The sequence below is a fragment of the Lentzea sp. NBRC 105346 genome (genome assembly GCF_030269605.1).
In the GTDB taxonomy this organism is placed as follows: domain Bacteria; phylum Actinomycetota; class Actinomycetes; order Mycobacteriales; family Pseudonocardiaceae; genus Lentzea.
In genome coordinates this window covers 20,566-37,594 of the sequence record NZ_BSTQ01000018.1, presented here as the reverse complement: position 1 = coordinate 37,594, position 17,029 = coordinate 20,566, and the positions used below count along the sequence as shown (strand labels likewise).

At 68.4% G+C, this 17,029-nt stretch carries 16 protein-coding genes; 5 read left to right on the top strand and 11 right to left on the bottom strand.

Annotated elements, in window-relative coordinates; genetic code table 11:
• Window positions 1-19 precede the first annotated feature (19 nt).
• On the top strand, window positions 20-1,792 hold the full coding sequence (locus tag QSK35_RS32415) for an ABC transporter ATP-binding protein (RefSeq protein WP_285751455.1): 1,773 nt from the start codon (window positions 20-22) through the stop codon (window positions 1,790-1,792).
• Window positions 1,789-3,627, top strand: a complete 1,839-nt coding sequence (locus QSK35_RS32410) for an ABC transporter ATP-binding protein (RefSeq protein ID WP_285751454.1) — start codon at window positions 1,789-1,791, stop codon at window positions 3,625-3,627. The genes QSK35_RS32415 and QSK35_RS32410 overlap by 4 nt, the downstream gene beginning before the upstream one ends.
• A gap of 61 nt (window positions 3,628-3,688) precedes the next feature.
• Here QSK35_RS32410 and QSK35_RS32405 read toward each other — a convergent pair whose 3' ends face one another.
• Window positions 3,689-4,882 (bottom strand): Fic family protein, encoded by a 1,194-nt coding sequence (locus QSK35_RS32405; protein WP_285751453.1) that lies wholly within the window; start codon window positions 4,880-4,882, stop codon window positions 3,689-3,691.
• Between the two features lie 147 nt (window positions 4,883-5,029).
• On the bottom strand, window positions 5,030-5,458 hold the full coding sequence (locus tag QSK35_RS32400) for an SgcJ/EcaC family oxidoreductase (protein WP_285751452.1): 429 nt from the start codon (window positions 5,456-5,458) through the stop codon (window positions 5,030-5,032).
• 92 nt (window positions 5,459-5,550) lie between these two features.
• On the opposite strand from QSK35_RS32400, the gene QSK35_RS32395 reads away from it, so the two are divergent.
• Window positions 5,551-5,964 (top strand): MarR family winged helix-turn-helix transcriptional regulator, encoded by a 414-nt coding sequence (locus tag QSK35_RS32395; protein ID WP_285751451.1) that lies wholly within the window; start codon window positions 5,551-5,553, stop codon window positions 5,962-5,964.
• Here QSK35_RS32395 and QSK35_RS32390 read toward each other — a convergent pair.
• Both QSK35_RS32390 and QSK35_RS32385 read right to left on the bottom strand, forming a co-directional pair.
• Window positions 5,951-6,535 (bottom strand): DUF2537 domain-containing protein, encoded by a 585-nt coding sequence (locus tag QSK35_RS32390; protein ID WP_285751450.1) that lies wholly within the window; start codon window positions 6,533-6,535, stop codon window positions 5,951-5,953. The genes QSK35_RS32395 and QSK35_RS32390 overlap by 14 nt on opposite strands.
• A 43-nt stretch (window positions 6,536-6,578) precedes the next feature.
• Window positions 6,579-7,370, bottom strand: coding sequence for a TrmH family RNA methyltransferase (locus QSK35_RS32385; protein ID WP_285751449.1), 792 nt, complete (start codon window positions 7,368-7,370; stop codon window positions 6,579-6,581).
• Between the two features lie 211 nt (window positions 7,371-7,581).
• On the opposite strand from QSK35_RS32385, the gene QSK35_RS32380 reads away from it, so the two are divergent.
• Complete coding sequence (locus QSK35_RS32380) at window positions 7,582-9,078, top strand: glutamate-cysteine ligase family protein (protein WP_285751448.1); 1,497 nt, start codon at window positions 7,582-7,584, stop codon at window positions 9,076-9,078.
• Between the two features lie 57 nt (window positions 9,079-9,135).
• Here the strand turns inward: QSK35_RS32380 and QSK35_RS32375 are convergent, their stop codons facing one another.
• The 7 genes from QSK35_RS32375 to QSK35_RS32345 all read right to left on the bottom strand — a co-directional run bounded on the left by QSK35_RS32375 (window position 9,136) and on the right by QSK35_RS32345 (window position 16,700).
• Window positions 9,136-10,356, bottom strand: coding sequence for a penicillin-binding transpeptidase domain-containing protein (locus QSK35_RS32375; RefSeq protein WP_285751447.1), 1,221 nt, complete (start codon window positions 10,354-10,356; stop codon window positions 9,136-9,138).
• Between the two features lie 37 nt (window positions 10,357-10,393).
• Window positions 10,394-10,804 (bottom strand): hypothetical protein, encoded by a 411-nt coding sequence (locus QSK35_RS32370; protein WP_285751446.1) that lies wholly within the window; start codon window positions 10,802-10,804, stop codon window positions 10,394-10,396.
• 23 nt (window positions 10,805-10,827) lie between these two features.
• A complete protein-coding gene (locus QSK35_RS32365; RefSeq protein ID WP_285751445.1) occupies window positions 10,828-12,435 on the bottom strand; it encodes an ABC-F family ATP-binding cassette domain-containing protein in 1,608 nt (535 codons plus the stop codon).
• A gap of 121 nt (window positions 12,436-12,556) precedes the next feature.
• A complete protein-coding gene (locus tag QSK35_RS32360; protein WP_285751444.1) occupies window positions 12,557-13,321 on the bottom strand; it encodes an ABC transporter permease in 765 nt (254 codons plus the stop codon).
• 171 nt (window positions 13,322-13,492) lie between these two features.
• On the bottom strand, window positions 13,493-14,734 hold the full coding sequence (locus QSK35_RS32355) for an MFS transporter (RefSeq protein WP_285751443.1): 1,242 nt from the start codon (window positions 14,732-14,734) through the stop codon (window positions 13,493-13,495).
• A 64-nt stretch (window positions 14,735-14,798) separates the two neighbouring features.
• On the bottom strand, window positions 14,799-15,227 hold the full coding sequence (locus tag QSK35_RS32350; RefSeq protein ID WP_285751442.1) for a MarR family winged helix-turn-helix transcriptional regulator: 429 nt from the start codon (window positions 15,225-15,227) through the stop codon (window positions 14,799-14,801).
• A 39-nt stretch (window positions 15,228-15,266) separates the two neighbouring features.
• A complete protein-coding gene (locus tag QSK35_RS32345) occupies window positions 15,267-16,700 on the bottom strand; it encodes an NCS2 family permease (protein ID WP_285751441.1) in 1,434 nt (477 codons plus the stop codon).
• Between the two features lie 16 nt (window positions 16,701-16,716).
• On the opposite strand from QSK35_RS32345, the gene QSK35_RS32340 reads away from it, so the two are divergent.
• Window positions 16,717-16,980: a DUF2530 domain-containing protein gene (locus tag QSK35_RS32340; protein WP_285751440.1), complete on the top strand. Its 264-nt coding sequence runs from the start codon at window positions 16,717-16,719 to the stop codon at window positions 16,978-16,980.
• Window positions 16,981-17,029 lie beyond the last annotated feature (49 nt).

Genomic DNA, 17,029 nt, shown 5'->3' with positions numbered 1-17,029 from the left:
GACCAGAGGGGATCTCGGCGTGAGCGAGCAAGGCAACTCGACACTCAAAACGCTGCGCAGGTTGTGGCCGTATGTGCGGCCCGTCCGCGCGCGGCTCGCTGTCGTGTTCGCGGCCACCATCACCGCGATGCTGTGCGGGATCACCATCCCGCTCGTGACGCAGCGCATCATCGACGGACCTATCACCTCCAAGGAGACCGACCGGCTGCCGCTGCTGATCGCCGGGGTGCTCGTGCTCGGCATCGGCGAGGCGCTCTTGTTCTACATCCGCCGCAAGCTCGTGGCGCGGCCGGCCGCCGAGGTCGAGGCGCGCATGCGGGCGGACATGTACCACCACCTGCAACGACTTCCCGTCTCGTTCCACGACCGGTGGCAGTCGGGGCAGCTGCTGTCCCGCGCGACGAACGACCTGGTGACCGTGCGCCGCTGGGTGGCGTTCGGCGTGGTGTTCATCGTGGTGAACTCGCTGGTGGTCGTGATCGGCATGACCATCCTGGCGGTGCTGTCACCGCGGCTGTTCCTCGTCGCGCTGGCCTGCGCGGCGCCGCTGATCGTGATCTCGTACCTGTTCGAGACGCGGTTCAAGGTCGTCGCGCGGCGGGCGCAGGACCAGGCGGGCGACCTGACGACGACGGTCGAGGAGTCGGTGCTCGGGATCCGGGTGCTGAAGGCGTTCGGGCGCGGCCCCGAGCTGGCGAAGAAGTTCGCCGCGCAGGCTCGGGAGCTGCGCGGTACCGAACTGTCGAAGGTGCGGATCCTGGCGTCGCTGTGGGCGGTGCTGATCGCGTTGCCCGAACTGAGCATCGCGGGTCAGCTCGCGGTCGGCTCGGTCAGCATCGCGCAAAGCACGATGACCGTCGGCACACTCGTCGCCGCGGTCACGGTAAGCGCCTACCTGCGCTGGCCGATCGACTCGATCGGCTGGCTGCTCGCGGAGACGAACCAGACGGCGTCGGCAGTCGAGCGGTACTGGGAGGTGCTCGACGAGCCGGTGACGATCACGTCCCCGGAGACGCCGAAGTCGTTGCCGGACAAGGTGACCGGGCACGTGCGGTTCGAGGGCGTGCGGTTCTCGTTCGGCGACGGACGCGACGTGCTACGCGGTGTCGACCTGGACATCCGGCCTGGCGAGACGGTGGCGCTGGTCGGCGCGACCGGCTCGGGCAAGACGACGCTCACCGCGCTCGTGCCACGGCTGGCGGACGTGTCCGGCGGCCGCGTGACGATCGACGGCGTCGACGTGCGCGACCTGTCGCTGGACGACCTGCGCCGCGTGGTCGGCACCGCGTTCGAGGAACCGGTGCTGTTCTCCGCGAGCGTCACGGAGAACGTGGCGCTGGGCGCGCCCGACGCCGGTGAGGAGCGGGTGCGCGAGGCGTTGCGCGTGGCGAAGGCCGAGGAGTTCGTCGAGGCCCTGCCGTGGGCGCTCGACACGCGGATCGGTGAGCAGGGCCTGTCCCTGTCCGGCGGTCAGCGGCAGCGGCTGGCGCTGGCCCGCGCGGTCGTCGGCAGGCCGGCGGTGCTGGTGCTGGACGACCCGTTGTCCGCGCTGGACGTGCACACCGAGGCCGAGGTCGAGGCGGCGCTGCGGCGCGTGCTGCGGGACGTGACGGCGCTGGTCGTCGCGCACCGGCCGTCCACGGTCCAGCTGGCCGACCGGGTCGCGATGCTGGTCGACGGGCGGATCGCCGCGGTCGGCACGCACCGGAACCTGTTGGAGCACAACGAGGAATACCGCAGGCTTTTGTCCACTATGGATGAAGAGTTGATTGAAGAGGAGGTGGCGTCGTGACCACACCTGTTGTCGAACACGAGGAAGAGGCGTGGCGCGGCGTCGCCGCCGAGGAGATCGAACACGTCGAGCACGCCGTCGGAGTGAAGCTCCAGGCGCGCTCACGCAAGCTGCTCGGCGAGCTGATCCGCCCGCACGTGGGCAAGGCGGCGCTCGCGGTGTTGTCCGTGCTGTGCGGCAACATCGCGGTGCTCGCGTTCCCGTTGCTGATCGCGGCGACGATCGACCGCGGCATCCCGGCCGCCACCCGCGGCGACTACTCGGTCCTGCTGTGGTGCGTGGCCGGGTACGCGGTGTGCGCGGTGCTGACGACGGTGCTGCGGTACTCGTTCCTGCGGCTGTCCGGGCGGATCGGCCAGGACATCCTGCTGGAGCTGCGGCAGCGGATCTTCCGCCACGCCCAGCGCCTGTCGGTCGGCTTCCACGAGAAGTACACGTCCGGCAAGGTCATCGCACGGCTCACCTCGGACGTGGACTCGTTGCAGGACCTGGTGGAGGAGGGCCTCGACAGCCTGTTCAACGCGGGCCTGTCGCTGATCGGCATCACGATCGTGCTGCTGTGGCTGGACCTGCCGCTGGCGACGGTCGTGGTGGCGGGCTTCGTGCCGGTGTACTTCATGTGGCGCTGGTTCCGCCGCCGCTCGATCCTCGCCTACCGCGGCACGCGCGGGGCGATCGCGAAGATCATCGTGCAGTACGTCGAGACGATGAACGGCATCCGCGCGGTGCAGGCGTTCCGGCGCCAGCCCCGCAACACGCAGATCATGTCCCGGCTAAACGCCCAGTTCCGCGACGCGAACACCGACGCGCTGAGCGTGATGGCCGTGTTCATCGCGACGATCCGCACGATCGGCAACGTGTCGCTGGCGATCGTGCTCGCGTGGGGCGCGTGGCGGGTCGCGGACGGCTCGATGGAACTGGGCGTGCTGGCCGCGTTCACGCTCTATGTGCTGCGGTTCTACGACCCGTTCGACGAGCTGGCGATGTTCGCGAACTCGTACTCGTCGGCCTCCGCGGCGCTGGAGAAGATCTCCGGCCTGCTGGAGGAGCAGCCATCGGTGCCGCCGCCGGCGTCCCCGGTGCCGCTGCGCCACGCGCGTGGTGAGGTGCGGTTCTCCGACGTGGAGTTCCGCTACACCGCGGACACCCGCGTCGTGCTGCCGTCGTTCTCGCTGCACGTGCCCGCGGGCGAGACCGTGGCGCTCGTCGGCGCGACCGGTGCGGGCAAGACGACGCTGGCGAAGCTGGTCGCGCGGTTCTACGACCCCACGTCCGGCGTGGTGTCGCTGGACGGCGTCGACCTGCGCTCGGTGGCCGACGACGAACTGCGCCGCGCGGTCGTGATGGTGACGCAGGAGAACTTCCTGTTCTCCGGCTCGGTCGCGGACAACATCGGCCTCGGCCGTCCCGGCGCCACGCGCGCCGAGATCGAGTCCGCCGCGGCGGAGGTCGGCGCGCACGAGTTCATCGCGGCGCTGCCCGACGGTTACGACACCGACGTGCGCAAGCGCGGCGGCCGGCTGTCGGCCGGTCAACGCCAGATGGTCGCCTTCGCGCGGGCCTTCCTGGCGGACCCGGCGGTGCTGGTGCTCGACGAGGCGACGTCCAGCCTGGACGTCCCGACGGAGCGCGCGGTGCAGTCGGCGCTCGAGACCGTGCTGGCCGACCGGACGGCGTTCATCATCGCGCACCGCCTGTCGACGGTCCTGATCGCCGACCGCGTGCTGGTGCTCGACGGTGGCCGGGTCGTCGAGGACGGTTCGCCGGAGGAGCTCATCGGGGAACGCGGCCGCTTCGCGGCCCTGCACACAGCCTGGCGCGACTCGCTCGCGTAAGGCCAGACGGTCGCGTTCGCGCCATTGGGGATGTGGCGCGAACGCGACGTCGGGTCAGCGACTAGTTCTGCGTCTGCTCCGCCTCCGACGGATCAACGAACTCCCCGCTGTACTCGAACAAAGCCAGGTAGCGGTCGAACCGGAAACGCCGGTTGCGTTTTCCACCCGTCACCTCGACCAGTACACCGAGCTCACAAAGGCGGTTGATCATGTTGTTGGCGGTGACGAAGGAGCTGCCCAGCGACTCCGCCGCGATGTTGACATTGATCAACGGCTGGTAGAACAGCTTGTCGATGAGGGTGAACGTCGAGGCCGGCATGCCCGCGTCGGACACTTCCTTCCGAACATGTTCGCGCAGCTCGACGATCCTGCCCGCGGTCTCCTCGGCCTCTGCCGCGACGAAGGCCACTCCCTGCAGGAAGAAACGGAGCCAGCCCTCCCAATCCCCACTCCTGCGGACGGCCGTGAGGCGGTCGTAGTACTCGGCGCGGTGCAGCTTGAGATAGTGACTCAGATACAGCAAGGGCTGCCTGACAACCCCGGCGTGACACAGCAGGAACGTGACGAGAAGCCGGCCGACTCGCCCGTTTCCGTCCAGAAACGGGTGGATGGTCTCGAACTGCGCATGTGCGATGCCGCAGGCGATCAACGGGTGCAGCGGCTCGCTGTGGTGCAGAAACCTCTCGAAGTTGTCGAGCGCCTGGCCCATCTCATGAGGTGGCGGCGGGACGAACGTGGCGTCGTCAAGACCACGTGGCCCTGGGGCGCCGATCCAGTTCTGAGTGACCCTGAACTCGCCCGGCATCTTCTCGCCGCCCCGAGTGTTCCGCAGCAGCATGCCGTGGATCTCCCTGAGCAGCCTCAGGCAGAGTGGAAACGACTCGAGACGTGTGAGGCCGTACTTCATGGCGTCGACGTAGTTGACGACCTCTTCGACGTCGCCCGGAAGGTGATCGGCGTCGGGATTGATCTCGTAGGTCAGAACGTCGTCGAGCGTGCTTTGCGTGCCCTCGATCTGCGACGACAGGACCGCTTCGCGACGTACGTACATCGCGACGAAGAGATCGGGATTGGGCAGCATCCGAGCGAGCCCGTCGAGGCGGCCCAAGGCTGTCGTGGCCGCTCCGAGCAGGTTGACCAGATCCGCGTCGAAGATGATCGGCGGCTGCGGCGGCAGGTCGGCGGGGATGAACGCCCGGTAACCTTGAGGCTGCCGGACGAACCGCCCCGCGCGATCGCCGTTGACGTCTGACATCAACATCTCCGAGCGGGCTTATTTTAGTTTGACCGCTCTCACTTTAACACAACGCCACCGTGCGTCCCCATGTACCGGATCCCTTCAACAAGCACGCCGACGGTTCCTCGTTGTTAAACGGATGCCGTTGCAGTTGAGACAACCACTTCAGCCACGCGGCTTCGTCGCCGGTTGCAGCTTGAACGAGATCGCCTCGCGCAACGCTGCCCGCTTCGTGTTCTGGAAAGCCGCGATCAGCCACTCGCCGTCCTGCCGCACCACGGTGTACGTCTGCACCTTGGACGGCTTGCCCACAACCTTCTTCCCAACGTCGCCCAGGCTCGTGACCACGGCCGTGTCGGAGCCGTAGAACTGGATGTCCTGCACCTGCAGCGTCATGACGGTGCCCTTGAGGAAGCTGTCGAACAGCGCCTGGTGCGACCGCCCGATGTCCTCCCGCCCCCGGTAGGCCGACCCCAGCCAGGTCGTGTAGGTCCCGTCGGCCGTCCAGGACGCCGCATAGACGTCCCCGTCGCCGGCGTCCCACGCCGCGCGGTGCCGGTCGAGCAGGTCCTTGATCGCCGCGATGTCGTTCATGTCCAACCCCCATCAGTGGTATCTTCAAGCAAGAAGTTGCTTCCTAGAAGATTTATCTTCTCTGAGGAAGAGATTACGGAGAGGGTGGGGCCATGTCAACACCGGCCGAGGTCTACCGGCGGTACATGGGTGCGGTGATGCTGAGCGGGCTGGCGGCAGCACGGGAGTGCGGGCTCGGCGCTACGGACCTGTACGCGTTGAGCGTGCTCGACCTCGAAGGGCCGATGACGCCCGGCGAGCTGTCGAAGCACACGGGGCTGACGACCGGGCCCACGACGCGGCTCATCGACCGGCTCGAGCAGGCCGGATACGTGCGCAGGGTGCCGGACCCCGGTGACCGGCGGAAGGTGATCGTCGAGCAGGTCGGCAAGCCCAAGGAGCTGGACGCCGCGCTGGAACCCGCGCGGCAGCGGGTCGCCGGGGTGATCCAGAGCTACGACGGCGAACAGCAGAAGGTGCTGTTCGACTACTTCGAGCGGGCCGCGGAGGCGTTCAGAGGAGCGTGAGGATCAGCGCGAACCACGCGACGCCGATGCCCGTCACGACGCCGTAGGCCACCCAGCGCCACACGGGCGTGCTGCGGCCCAGCCACACCGAGGGCGCCAGGCCGCCGACGACCAGGACGTTCGCGATGACCGCGAGCCAGCGCGACGTCTCGCCCAGGCCGAGGGACAGCGACACGACGGTCACCGTGACGATCGCGGCGGTGATGATGCTGACGGTGAGGCCCGTGGCCCACGGGGTCGGTTCCGGGGTGACCTCGACCGGCGGCGCGGCGACCGGGGGCGCGTCCACGCTGACCAGCTCGCCCGTAACGGGGTCCGCGAAGGCGACCGAGGTGCCCATGACCGCGGCCAGCCGGCCGGCGAGCTGGCGCCCGCGTCTGGTCACCAGCGCCGTCGCGACGCCGTCCGCCGGGGTTTCGGTGCGGACGACCGCGTCCGCGACCTTGGCCCACTCGTGCAGGGCGTCCGCGAGTTCGGAGCCGAGCGGCAGGCTGTGCGGGTCGACCTCGCGCTCGCCGGTGTCGTCCTGACCGGCGAGCACAGCGCGGCCGTCCCGGACACGCAACTCCACGAACCCTCCTCGGGGTGACCTCAAGAGCCCAAAAGTATCGAACTCAGAGCAACGCGTAGAAGGCAATGGCGCCCGCGGTCGCGACGTTGAGCGAGTCGACGCCGTCCGCCATCGGGATTCGCACCGCGAGATCGGCCGCCTCGATGGCCTCGTCGGTCAGGCCCGGCCCTTCGGATCCGAGCAACACCGCGACGCGCTTGCCGCGCAGGCCCGCGTCGGCGAGCCCCGCGGCCGACGCGCGCGGGGTGAGGGCTGCAACGGTAAAACCCTTTTGTCGCAACAGGTTCAGCCCTGCGGGCCACTGATCCGTGCTAGCGAACGGCACGCGCAGTACGTGTCCCATGGACACGCGGACACTGCGTCGATACAGCGGATCGCTGCAACCGGGTCCGAGCACGACGCCGTCGATGCCGAGCGCGGCGGCGTTGCGGAACAACGATCCCAGGTTCTCGTGGTCGCCGACACCCTCCAGCACGGCGAGCCTGCGCGCGTTCGACGCGAGTTCGTCCAGCGACGGCTGGGGCGCCCGGTCGGCGGCCGCGAGCACCCCGCGGTTGAGGTGGAAACCGACCACCTCCGCCATCACCTCGGCGGACGTAACATAGGCGGGCACGTCGAGTTTTTCGAGGTCAAGAGCCTCAATCCGGCGCCGGACACCGAGCAGACCGCGCACGGGATACGGCGAGGCGAGGAGCCGTTCGACCACGACGACGCCCTCGGCGATGACCAGACCACGCCCACCCGGCCGGTCCGGACGGCGGTCCGCGGTCGAAAGGTCGCGGAAGTCGTCGAGGCGGGGATCCGCCGCGTCGTTGATCTCGGTCACGTCCGCCACCGCGGAAGTTTCGCACCCCCGCTGAAGTGGAAACACGCACGGGTAGTCCGGAGGGCGGAACGCCGAAGCCACGACCAGCACATGATCGCTGGTTGTTACCCCCATGTGACAGAGAGCACCGATTTGGACGATGGAAACGACGTTACCGCTGTGTCACGTTTGAGCTTCCGCCTGGCCCGCGCCTACCGGCGCCGACCGAAGGGGTAGCGGCATGGGAAGCGAACTGTCCAGCCGCACGTTCACCAGGGAGGATCGCCAGCGTTATCGCACCAAGATGCAAAGGTGCCTGGATGCTCTGGCGACCATGCTGGCAGAAGACACTTTTTCCTTTCCCCGCCAACAGATGGGGTTGGAAATCGAGCTGAATCTCGTCGACGACGCCATGCGGCCCGCGATGGCCAACGCCGAGGTCCTGGAGAAGATCAACGACCCGTCGTACACACTCGAACTGGGTCAGCAGAACCTCGAACTGAACGTGCCACCGCGTGAGCTGGCCGGTGACGAAGTCGTCGGACTCGAGGAGGACCTGCGCACATCGCTCGACGCCGCTGACAGCAAGGCGAACGACGTCGGCGCGAACCTCGTCGCGATCGGCGTGCTGCCGACGTTGCGGGAGAAGCACTTCGACAAGAAGTGGCTCTCGCAGAGCTCGCGCTACTCGCTGCTGAACGACCAGATCTTCGCCGCCCGCGGCGAGGAGATGGTGCTGAACATGGAGGGCGCCCCGATGCCGGGGCACGGCCCGGAGAAGTTGCTGAGCTACGCGGAGTCGATCCTGCCCGAGGCGGCCTGCACCTCACTGCAGCTGCACCTGCAGGTCAAGCCCGCGGACTTCGCGGACCACTGGAACGCCGCGCAGTGCCTCGCGGGCGTGCAGGTGGCGATCGCGGCGAACTCGGCTTTCCTGCTGGGCAAGGCGTTGTGGCACGAGACGCGCATCCCGTTGTTCATGCAGGCGACCGACACCCGTCCCGACGAACTGAAGAACCAGGGCGTGCGCCCTCGCGTCTGGTTCGGTGAACGCTGGATCACGTCGATCTTCGACCTCTTCGAGGAGAACTCCCGGTACTTCCAGGCCCTGCTGCCGGAGACCGACGACGAGGACCCGGTGACGGTGCTCGAAGCCGGTGGCACACCACGACTTTCCGAGCTGCGCCTGCACAACGGCACGATCTGGCGCTGGAACCGCCCGGTGTACGACGTCGTCGACGGCGTGCCGCACCTGCGGGTCGAGAACCGCGTCCTGCCCGCCGGCCCGACCGTGGTCGACATGCTGGCCAACGCGGCCTTCTTCTATGGCGCACAACGGGCGTTGACGTCACAGGAGCGTCCACTATGGACGCAGATGTCGTTCCAGGCGGCCGAGGAGAACCTCTACACCGGCGCCCGGCACGGTATGAACGCCCAGCTGTACTGGCCGGGCATCGGCTGGATCCCGCCGGACGAACTGGTGCTGCGCAGGCTGCTGCCGATGGCCCACGACGGCCTGCGTGACTGCGGCGTCTCCGACGACGTCCGCGAGCGCTACCTGGGCGTGATCGAACAGCGCTGCCTCGCGCGCCGCACCGGCTCGTCGTGGCAACGCGAAACCGTTGCCCTGCTGGAGGAACGCGGCGCGGACCGCGACGCCGCGCTGGCGGGCATGCTCAAGGGGTACATGGAGTTGATGCACGCCGGCGAGCCGGTGCACACCTGGCCCGTGGGCTGAGCCGACGTCTGCAAGTACTACCGATACCCCCGTCGGTAGTACCTGCAGACGTGCCGTCTACGCCTTGGCGAGGAAGGTCTTCCAGATCGTCGCCGGGAGTCCGGTGCCGGTGACCGGCTCGTTGTTCGCATCCCGCAGCAGCGTCGACCCCTTGTCGGTGCCGACCCACACCGAGACGGCGAGTGCGGGCGTGTAGCCGATCATCCAGGCGTCGGAGTAGTCGCCGGCGCTCACCGGGTGCCCGGCTTCGCCCGGCTTGCACGCGGCCTTGGCCGCACAGGCCGGGATCGACTTCAGCAGATCGGTCACCTGACCGGCGATCTCCTTGCTGATCGCGGGTTTCGCGTCGTCGACCGCTTGATAGAGCACCGTGCCGGACCTGTCGCGGACGTCGGCGATGAAGTGCGGCCGGTGCCGCACGCCGTCCGCGGCGAAGGTCGAGTACGCGGCGGCCAGGTCGAACGGCCGGAGCTGGGCGTCGCCGACGCCGAGGGCGATGGTGGCGTCAGGCCCGGCAGCGTCCTTACCCGCCAGCAACTTCGTGATCCAGCCGTCGATCTCGACCGTCTCCGGGATTCCGATCCGCTTCGCGAGATCGGCGACCTTCGGTCCGCCGAGGTCGTTGGCCACCAGGTCGTACATCGCGGTGTTGACCGACCTCTCCGCCGCCTCGCGCAGCGTGCACCGCGGCGCGACCGGCTCCTGGTTCCTGATCTGCACCGCGCCGATCGTGCGTGGAGAACGGCAGTCGAATGTCGTGTCCAGTGCCTTGCCGCTCCGCAGCGCGGCGGCGAGCACGATCGGCGTGAACGCCGAGCCCGGCGTCCGCAGCACCCCGCGGGCGTAGTCGACGTCGTCGCCCGGCCAGTACGCGCGGATCGATCCGCTCGCCGGGTCGATCGCCGTCACGGAGTGCCGGAGGTTCGGCAGGCCGCGCATCGCCTCGGCGCCCGCAGAGGCGGCGGCGAGCTGCAGCTTCGGATCGATGGTGGTGCGGATGATCGCACTCGCGGCCGTGGCCTGTGCGAACGTCACCTGGGTATGGAGTTCCAGCTCGGCCATCACCTGCGCGCGCAGCCACCCCGCCGCACTCTTCGGTGCCGGAGTGTTCTCCGGTGGAATGCGCACGAGCTCGGAGCCATCGGCGTACTGCAGCACGACGTCACCGGGCGCAACCGACGGCGGCGGCTGCTCATCACGCCCCTGCCAGACCACGAACCCAACGACAAGAGCGACGACGGCGAGCGCGCCGAACGTTTGCAGCAGACGTCTGCCCACGACAGATCAACCCCCCAGGTTCCCCTGGGGAGTCAATCTAGCGGCGACGTCCAGACTTCAGTGGCGCGACGTCGGCGCCGTCGTGCGAGATGCGGCACTCGTCCGGGGTGACCGCCTCGACGGCCAGCGTCAGCTCGCCCTTCACGCCGGTGTAGATCGACTCACCGCGCGAGGCGAGCGAGGCGTGGACGCGGTTGGAGTCGGTGAAGTCGCGCTCGTCCTTGACGCGCTTCTTGCCGGTCTCCTCCGGGCGGGTGGCGCTGCGCAGGTTCACCTCGAGCCACGCGGCGACCTCGGCCGGGCTGGTGAGCACCTCCTCGGGGGTGCGTTCCAACCGGACCTGCCGGGGCGAGGCGTGGTCGAGCGACGTGTGCTCCACATAGGCATGCCAGTGGGTGTTGCGCATCGACCAGGTCTGTTCGACGGGCCAGTCGTCCTCGGTGGTCATGCCACCTATCTTCCACCCTTAACTCATGGAAATGTGAGCAGGTCCGGCACGTTGATCTCGTGATCCACCCGGACGGCATCGGCGAGCCTGCGGTCGTGGGTGACCAGCAGCAACGTGCCGTCGTAGCTGTCCAGCGCCTGCTCGAGCTGTTCGATCGCGGGCAGATCGAGGTGGTTGGTCGGCTCGTCGAGCACGAGGCACGTCGTGCCACGCGCCTGCAGCACCGCGAGTCCGGCGCGGGTGCGCTCTCCCGGTGACAGCTCGCGCGCGGGACGCAGCACGGCGTCCGCGCCGAGGCGGAACTTCGCGAGCAGCGTGCGCACCTCCACGTCCTGCAGCCCCGTTGCCGACGCGACGATGCGCAGCACCGGCTCGTCCGACGCGAACTCCGCGCGCAGCTGGTCGACCTCGCCGACGACGACGCCCGGCCCCATCGTGCATTCCCCTTCGAGGAGGGGAATCCGGCCGAGCAGCGCGCCGAGCAACGTCGACTTGCCCGACCCGTTCGGGCCGGTGATGCGCCACCGCTCGCCCGCGCCGATGGTCAGGTCGACCGGCCCGAGCCGGACGTCCCCGCGTTCGACGACGGCCTTGCGCAACGTGAAGACGGCCGAGCTCCCCCGCCCTGCCGACGGCAGGCTGAGCCGCAGCTCCCACGCCTCGCGCGGTTGCTCCACGGCCTCCAGCCGGTCCAGCTGGCGATCCACAATGGACGCTTTGCGGGTCAGGTTCTCGGCGCCCTGCTTGTTGAAGAACCGGATGAACTTGTCGGTCTCGCCGGACTTGGCGTTGCGCCGCACCCCTTGCCGCGACCACTCACGCGTCTGCCGCGAGCGCTGCGTGAGCCGGTCGCGCTGGGCCGCGTAGGTCTCGTACTCCTCCTGCGCGCGCCGCCGCGCGTTCGCCTTCTCCTCGACGTAGGCGTCCCACCCGCCGTTGTACACGGTGACGCCGTGGGTGAACTCGTCCAACTCGGCGATCGCGGTCGTGGTGCGTGCCAGGAACTCCCGGTCGTGGCTCACCAGCACGATCGCCGCCTTCGACGCACGCACGTGCTGCTCCAGCAGGTCGAGCCCGGCGCCGTCGAGGTCGTTGGTCGGCTCGTCGAGCAGCAGCACGTCGGCCTTGGCGAGCAGCACGCTCGCGAGCCGCAGCCGTGCCGCCTGACCGCCGGAGAGCTCGTGCGCCTCACGGCCGTCGAGCAGGTCTGCCTCGAGCCCGAGCTTCTCGCACACGATGTCCGCCCGTTCGGCGAAGTCCCCCGCACCGACGGCAGTCCAGTGGTCCAGCGCCTGCGCGAAGTCCTCACCGCCGCCGGTCGCCATGGCCTCCGCGGCCTGCTGCAACCACCGCTCGGCTTTGGCGACGCCGGTGCGCCGCGCGAGGTGGTCGCGCAACGATTCCCCTTGGCGCACTTCGGTTTCCTGCGTGAGGTACGCGACCGCCCCGGTGGCGGTGACCGTCCCGCTGTCCGGCGTCAGCTCACTGGCCAGGAGTTTCAGCAGCGTGGACTTGCCCACCCCGTTCGGCGCGCTCAGGCCGATGCGGTCACCGGGCGAAACATCGAGATCGACCTCCGAGATCACGGTCCGCGGACCGAACGACAGCGTCAGGTTCCTTGCTGTCAACACGTCTTCGACCGTACGTCGCGGCGCAACTCGTTTACGTGCGACGAGGCCCCGCTCCTGCCCGAGGAGCGGGGCCTCGTCTGTTCCCGAACTGACTGCCGCTCCCACCACGAAGCGACATGCCTTAGGTTAGCCTAACTTCACCTACTTGGGAAGCCCGCCTGATCTTTCCCCGTGCGACCAGCTCGACCACCGTCGTCACCGCCACGACCTCCACGGCGAGCAGCCCGAGCAGCACTACCAGCTGCAACGCGCCCGCCTGCCACACCGGCGCGCCGCCCAGCAGCATGCCGACGAACGCGCCCGGCAGTGTGACGAGGCCCACCGTCCTCGTCTGGTCCAGCGCCGGCAGCAACGCTTCGGCCGCCGGTTTGCGGATGAGCTCCCTGGTCGCCACCGCGTCGGTGAACCCCAGCGCGAGCGCCGCCTCGTACTCGCCGTGACGGTCTCGCAGGGTGTCCAGGGCTCGCCTCGTGGAGAGGGTGGTGGCGGTCATCGCGCCGCCGATCAGAATTCCCCCGATCGGGATCAGCGCGATGCCCTTCATCGGGACCAGGCCGCTGGCTGTCAGTGCCGTGATCGCCGGGACCGTGCCCGCGAGGATGGCCGCCGCCACCCAGATGCCCTTCCGGCCGGTCTTCGTGCGTGCCGCACTCGTCGCCGTGGCTACGCCGGCCATGAGGACCAGGAACGCGGCGGTCAGCGGAAGTCGCGTGAGGACGACGGTGATCACCGCGCTCACCGCCGCCAGCTGCAGGACGGCTCGGAGGGCCGCGGTGACGAACGGTTTCGGGGTGGCGAGGCGCGCCCACCAGGCGACGCCGCCGGCCGCGGCGGTGAAGAACGCGCAGATGACGAGCAACCGCACCCAGTCAGTCGCGATGACCATGCTCCAGATCACACCCGGTCGCCGGAGTCCGCGCGAGTCTTACGTTCCGGCCCCCTGTGTCTTACCGTCCGGACCCCCGAGTTTTACGTTCGAACCAGGCCGAGGTGCGGGAACGTAAAACTCGGGGTGCGGGAACGTAAGACACAGGGGGCCGGAGGGTAAGACACGCGGTCACACGAGCTCTTCCGCCTCACGGCGCGGCCGGAACCACAGCAGCCGCGGCAGGTCCCCGCGCCGCCGCAGAATCACCCAGGCGACCAGCGCGACGACAACGGACACGATCCCGCCGACCACGATCGGCGCCCGCCCGTGAACGTGCTCGCCAAGCCACCCCATCAATGGCCCGCCGATGGGATTGCCACCGAGAAACACCAGCATGTAGAGCCCCATGACGCGCCCGCGCATCCCGGGTTCAACGGCCAGCTGCACGGTGGCGTTGGCGGTGGTGTTGACCGTCATCATCGCGACGCCCACGGGAATCAGCACGAGCCCCATGGTCAGCATCGTCGGCATCAACCCGGAAATGATCTCCAGAACCCCGAACACCAGAGCGGCCCCGATGAACACGGTCATCCGCGGCTTCTTCCGCCGCGCCGCCAAAGTGGCCCCGGCCAGCGTGCCGACCGCGATAAGGGTCGACAGCAGGCCATAGGCGTCAGCCTCACCACGGAACACGTTGCGGGCCATGATCGCCAAGGTCATGTAGAAGTTCATGCCGAACGTGGCGAGGAAGAACACCAGCACCAGCACGACGAGCAGGTCCGGACGGTTTCGGACGTACCGCAGGCCGGAGAGCAGCTGCCCCTTCTCCCGCGGCACCGGCGAGGAACGGTGCAACTCAGCAGGGTTCATCAGGTAGAGGCCGAGCACGACGCCGACGAAGCTGATGGCGTTGATCAGGAAGACCCAGCCCGTGCCGACACCGACGATCATCAGGCCGGCCACCGCCGGGCCGACCATGCGGGCCAGGTTGAACATCATCGAGTTCAACGCCACCGCGTTCGTCAGCTGTGACTTGCCGACCATCTCGACGACGAACGACTGGCGGGCGGGCGTCTCGAGAGCGGCGAAAACACCGAGCAGGAAACAGAGAACGTAGACCTGCCACAGGACGACGACGCCGGTGACGTCCAGCAGGCCGAGCACCAGGGCACACAGGCCGAGGGCGGTTTCGAGGCCCAGCAACAACTTCCGCTTGTCCATGCGGTCGGCTAACAGGCCGCCCCACAAGGACAAACCCATGGCGGGTAAAAACTGCAGCGAAGCCGCGATACCGAGAGCGACCGGCGAGCCGTTGGACAGTTCGAGGACCAGCCAGTCCTGGGCGATGCGCTGCATCCACACGCCCATGAGCGAGATGATCTGGCCGGACGCGTAGAAGCGGTAGTTGCGGATGCGCAACGAACCGAACATGCCGGTACGCGTCGGTGGCGTTGTGTTGGAAGAACTTTCGCCACCCACGTAACCGGCCACGTCGTTACTGCCCCGCCATCCTGTCGATGATCTCCGCGGCCTGTGTCAGCAGCTCGCGCTCTTCGGGCGCCAGCTCCGCAAGCCTCTTGTCCAGCCACGCCTCGCGTGCCGTGATCTCGTCTTCCAGATACGCGAGCCCACTGGTGGTGAGCTCGACGATGGCTTGACGGCCGTCGGTCGGGTGCGGTCGGCGCGTGGCGAAGCCGAAGTCCTCCAGAGCCGCGATCACGCGAGTCATGGACGGTGGCTGCACGCCTTCCTTGGTCGCGAGCTCACCGGGCGTCAGCGGTCCACACTTGTGCAAGGTGGACAGCGCCGACACCTGGGTCAGCGAGACCGACGTGTTGGTGCGCTGGGCGCGCAGTCGTCGGTTGAGCCGGACCACGGCGAGCCGAAGCCTGCTCGCGAGGCCGGTCTGTTCGGTCTCCGCCACGTATTTAGCATACCTCACGAAATAGTTTCCTGCCGAACGTCACACCAGCGCCGACTGGATCGGCCCGACGCCGAAGTAGACGACGAACGCGGCGGCGACGACCCACATGAGCGGGTGGACGCTGCGGGCCCGGCCGGTCAACGCGCGCAGCAGGACGTAGCTGACGAACCCCGCGCCGATGCCGTTGGCGATGGAGAACGTGAACGGCATCACGACGATCGTGAGGAAGGCGGGCAGCGCGATGGAGAAGTCGCCGAAGTCGATCTCGCGGATCTGCATCATCATCAGCGCGCCGACGATCACCAACGCCGGCGCGGCCGCCTCGATCGGCACGACCTCGTACAGCGGCGTGAAGAACATCGCGAGCAGGAACAGCACGCCGGTCACGACGTTCGCGAGGCCGGTCCGCGCGCCTTCCGCGATGCCGGACGCCGACTCGATGTAGACCGTGTTGGACGAGCTGGACGCCGCACCACCCGCGACCGCGCCGAGCCCGTCGACAAACAGCGCGCGACTCACGTTCGGCAGCTGGCCTTCCTTGTCGATCAGCCCGGCCTCCTTGCCGAGGCCGGTCATCGTGCCGACGGTGTCGAAGAAGTCGGTCAGCACGAGCGTGAACACCAGCAGTGCCGCGGTCAGCGCGGGCACCCGCGTCCACGCGCCGAACGACACCTCACCGAGCAGCGACAGGTCCGGGAGGCCGAACACCTTGTCCGGCAACGCCGGGTACCCGAGGTTCCACCCCTTCGGGTTCGTACCGAGGGACGGCCCGGCCTTGACGATCGCCTCCAGCACGATCGCGAGCACCGCCGAGCTGATGATGCCGATGAGGATCGCGCCCTTCACCCGGCGGATGAACAGCACGCCGGTGACCACCAGGCCGAGCACGAACACCAGCGTCGGCCACGAGGCGATGTACCCGTTGATGCCGAGCCCGACCGGCACAGTCGTGTGCGCCGCGTCCGGCAGCCGGCGCACGAAGCCCGCGTCCACGAACCCGATGAAGCAGATGAACAACCCGATGCCGACGGCGATCGCGGCCTTGAGCTCGTTCGGCACGGCGTTGAACACGGCCGTGCGCACGCCGGTCACCACGAGGATCAGCACGACCAGGCCGTTGACCAGGACGAGGCCCATCGCCTCCGGCCAGGTCATCTTGGCCGCCACCGAAACCGCGACGAACGAGTTGATGCCCAGGCCCGTGGCCATCGCGAACGGGTAGTTCGCGACGAGTCCGAAGAGGATGGTCATCACGCCCGCGACCAGTGCGGTGACCGCCGCCACCTGGCCGACCGGCAGGATGTTGCCGAGCAGGTCCTTCTTGGCCCCCGCGTCGTCCGGCGCGAAGCTGCCGATGATCAGCGGGTTGAGCACCACGATGTAGGCCATCGTGAAGAACGTGACAACGCCGCCGCGGATCTCACGACCCACGGTCGACCCGCGCTCGGAAATCTTGAAGAACCCGTCCAGCATCTGGTCTCCTAACGACGTGTCCGAACGCGACTCCCCGCCCAGTCCGCCACCGCTGCCGCACGCGCTGGCCGATCCGGTGCCGGTGGTGCTCGGGGGTACCGCGCTGTGGTTCCTCGGGTTCCTGCTGGTCCTGCTCTTCGACCGAGGCAACGCGGTCCTGCTGTGGACCACGCTGTCCGGGGGCGTGCTTGGGATCATCGGCTATGGAATATTCCGCTGGCAACGCCGCGCCGCACGCCGAGGCTCCCGAACCGCCCAGGTCGGGCTCGAAGACGTCTAGTGCCGTTAGGGGCACCCTTGGGACGTCTGGCGTCGCAAGGGTGCCCCTA

Bases quoted from the DNA above. Each gene is read 5' to 3' on its own strand.
- QSK35_RS32405 (WP_285751453.1), bottom strand. From the start codon at position 4,882: ATGTCAGACGTCAACGGCGATCGCGCGGGGCGGTTCGTCCGGCAGCCT.
- QSK35_RS32400 (WP_285751452.1), bottom strand. From the start codon at position 5,458: ATGAACGACATCGCGGCGATCAAGGACCTGCTCGACCGGCACCGCGCG.
- QSK35_RS32395 (WP_285751451.1), top strand. From the start codon at position 5,551: ATGTCAACACCGGCCGAGGTCTACCGGCGGTACATGGGTGCGGTGATG.
- QSK35_RS32380 (WP_285751448.1), top strand. From the start codon at position 7,582: ATGGGAAGCGAACTGTCCAGCCGCACGTTCACCAGGGAGGATCGCCAG.
- QSK35_RS32370 (WP_285751446.1), bottom strand. From the start codon at position 10,804: ATGACCACCGAGGACGACTGGCCCGTCGAACAGACCTGGTCGATGCGC.
- QSK35_RS32360 (WP_285751444.1), bottom strand. From the start codon at position 13,321: ATGGTCATCGCGACTGACTGGGTGCGGTTGCTCGTCATCTGCGCGTTC.
- QSK35_RS32355 (WP_285751443.1), bottom strand. From the start codon at position 14,734: ATGTTCGGTTCGTTGCGCATCCGCAACTACCGCTTCTACGCGTCCGGC.
- QSK35_RS32345 (WP_285751441.1), bottom strand. From the start codon at position 16,700: ATGCTGGACGGGTTCTTCAAGATTTCCGAGCGCGGGTCGACCGTGGGT.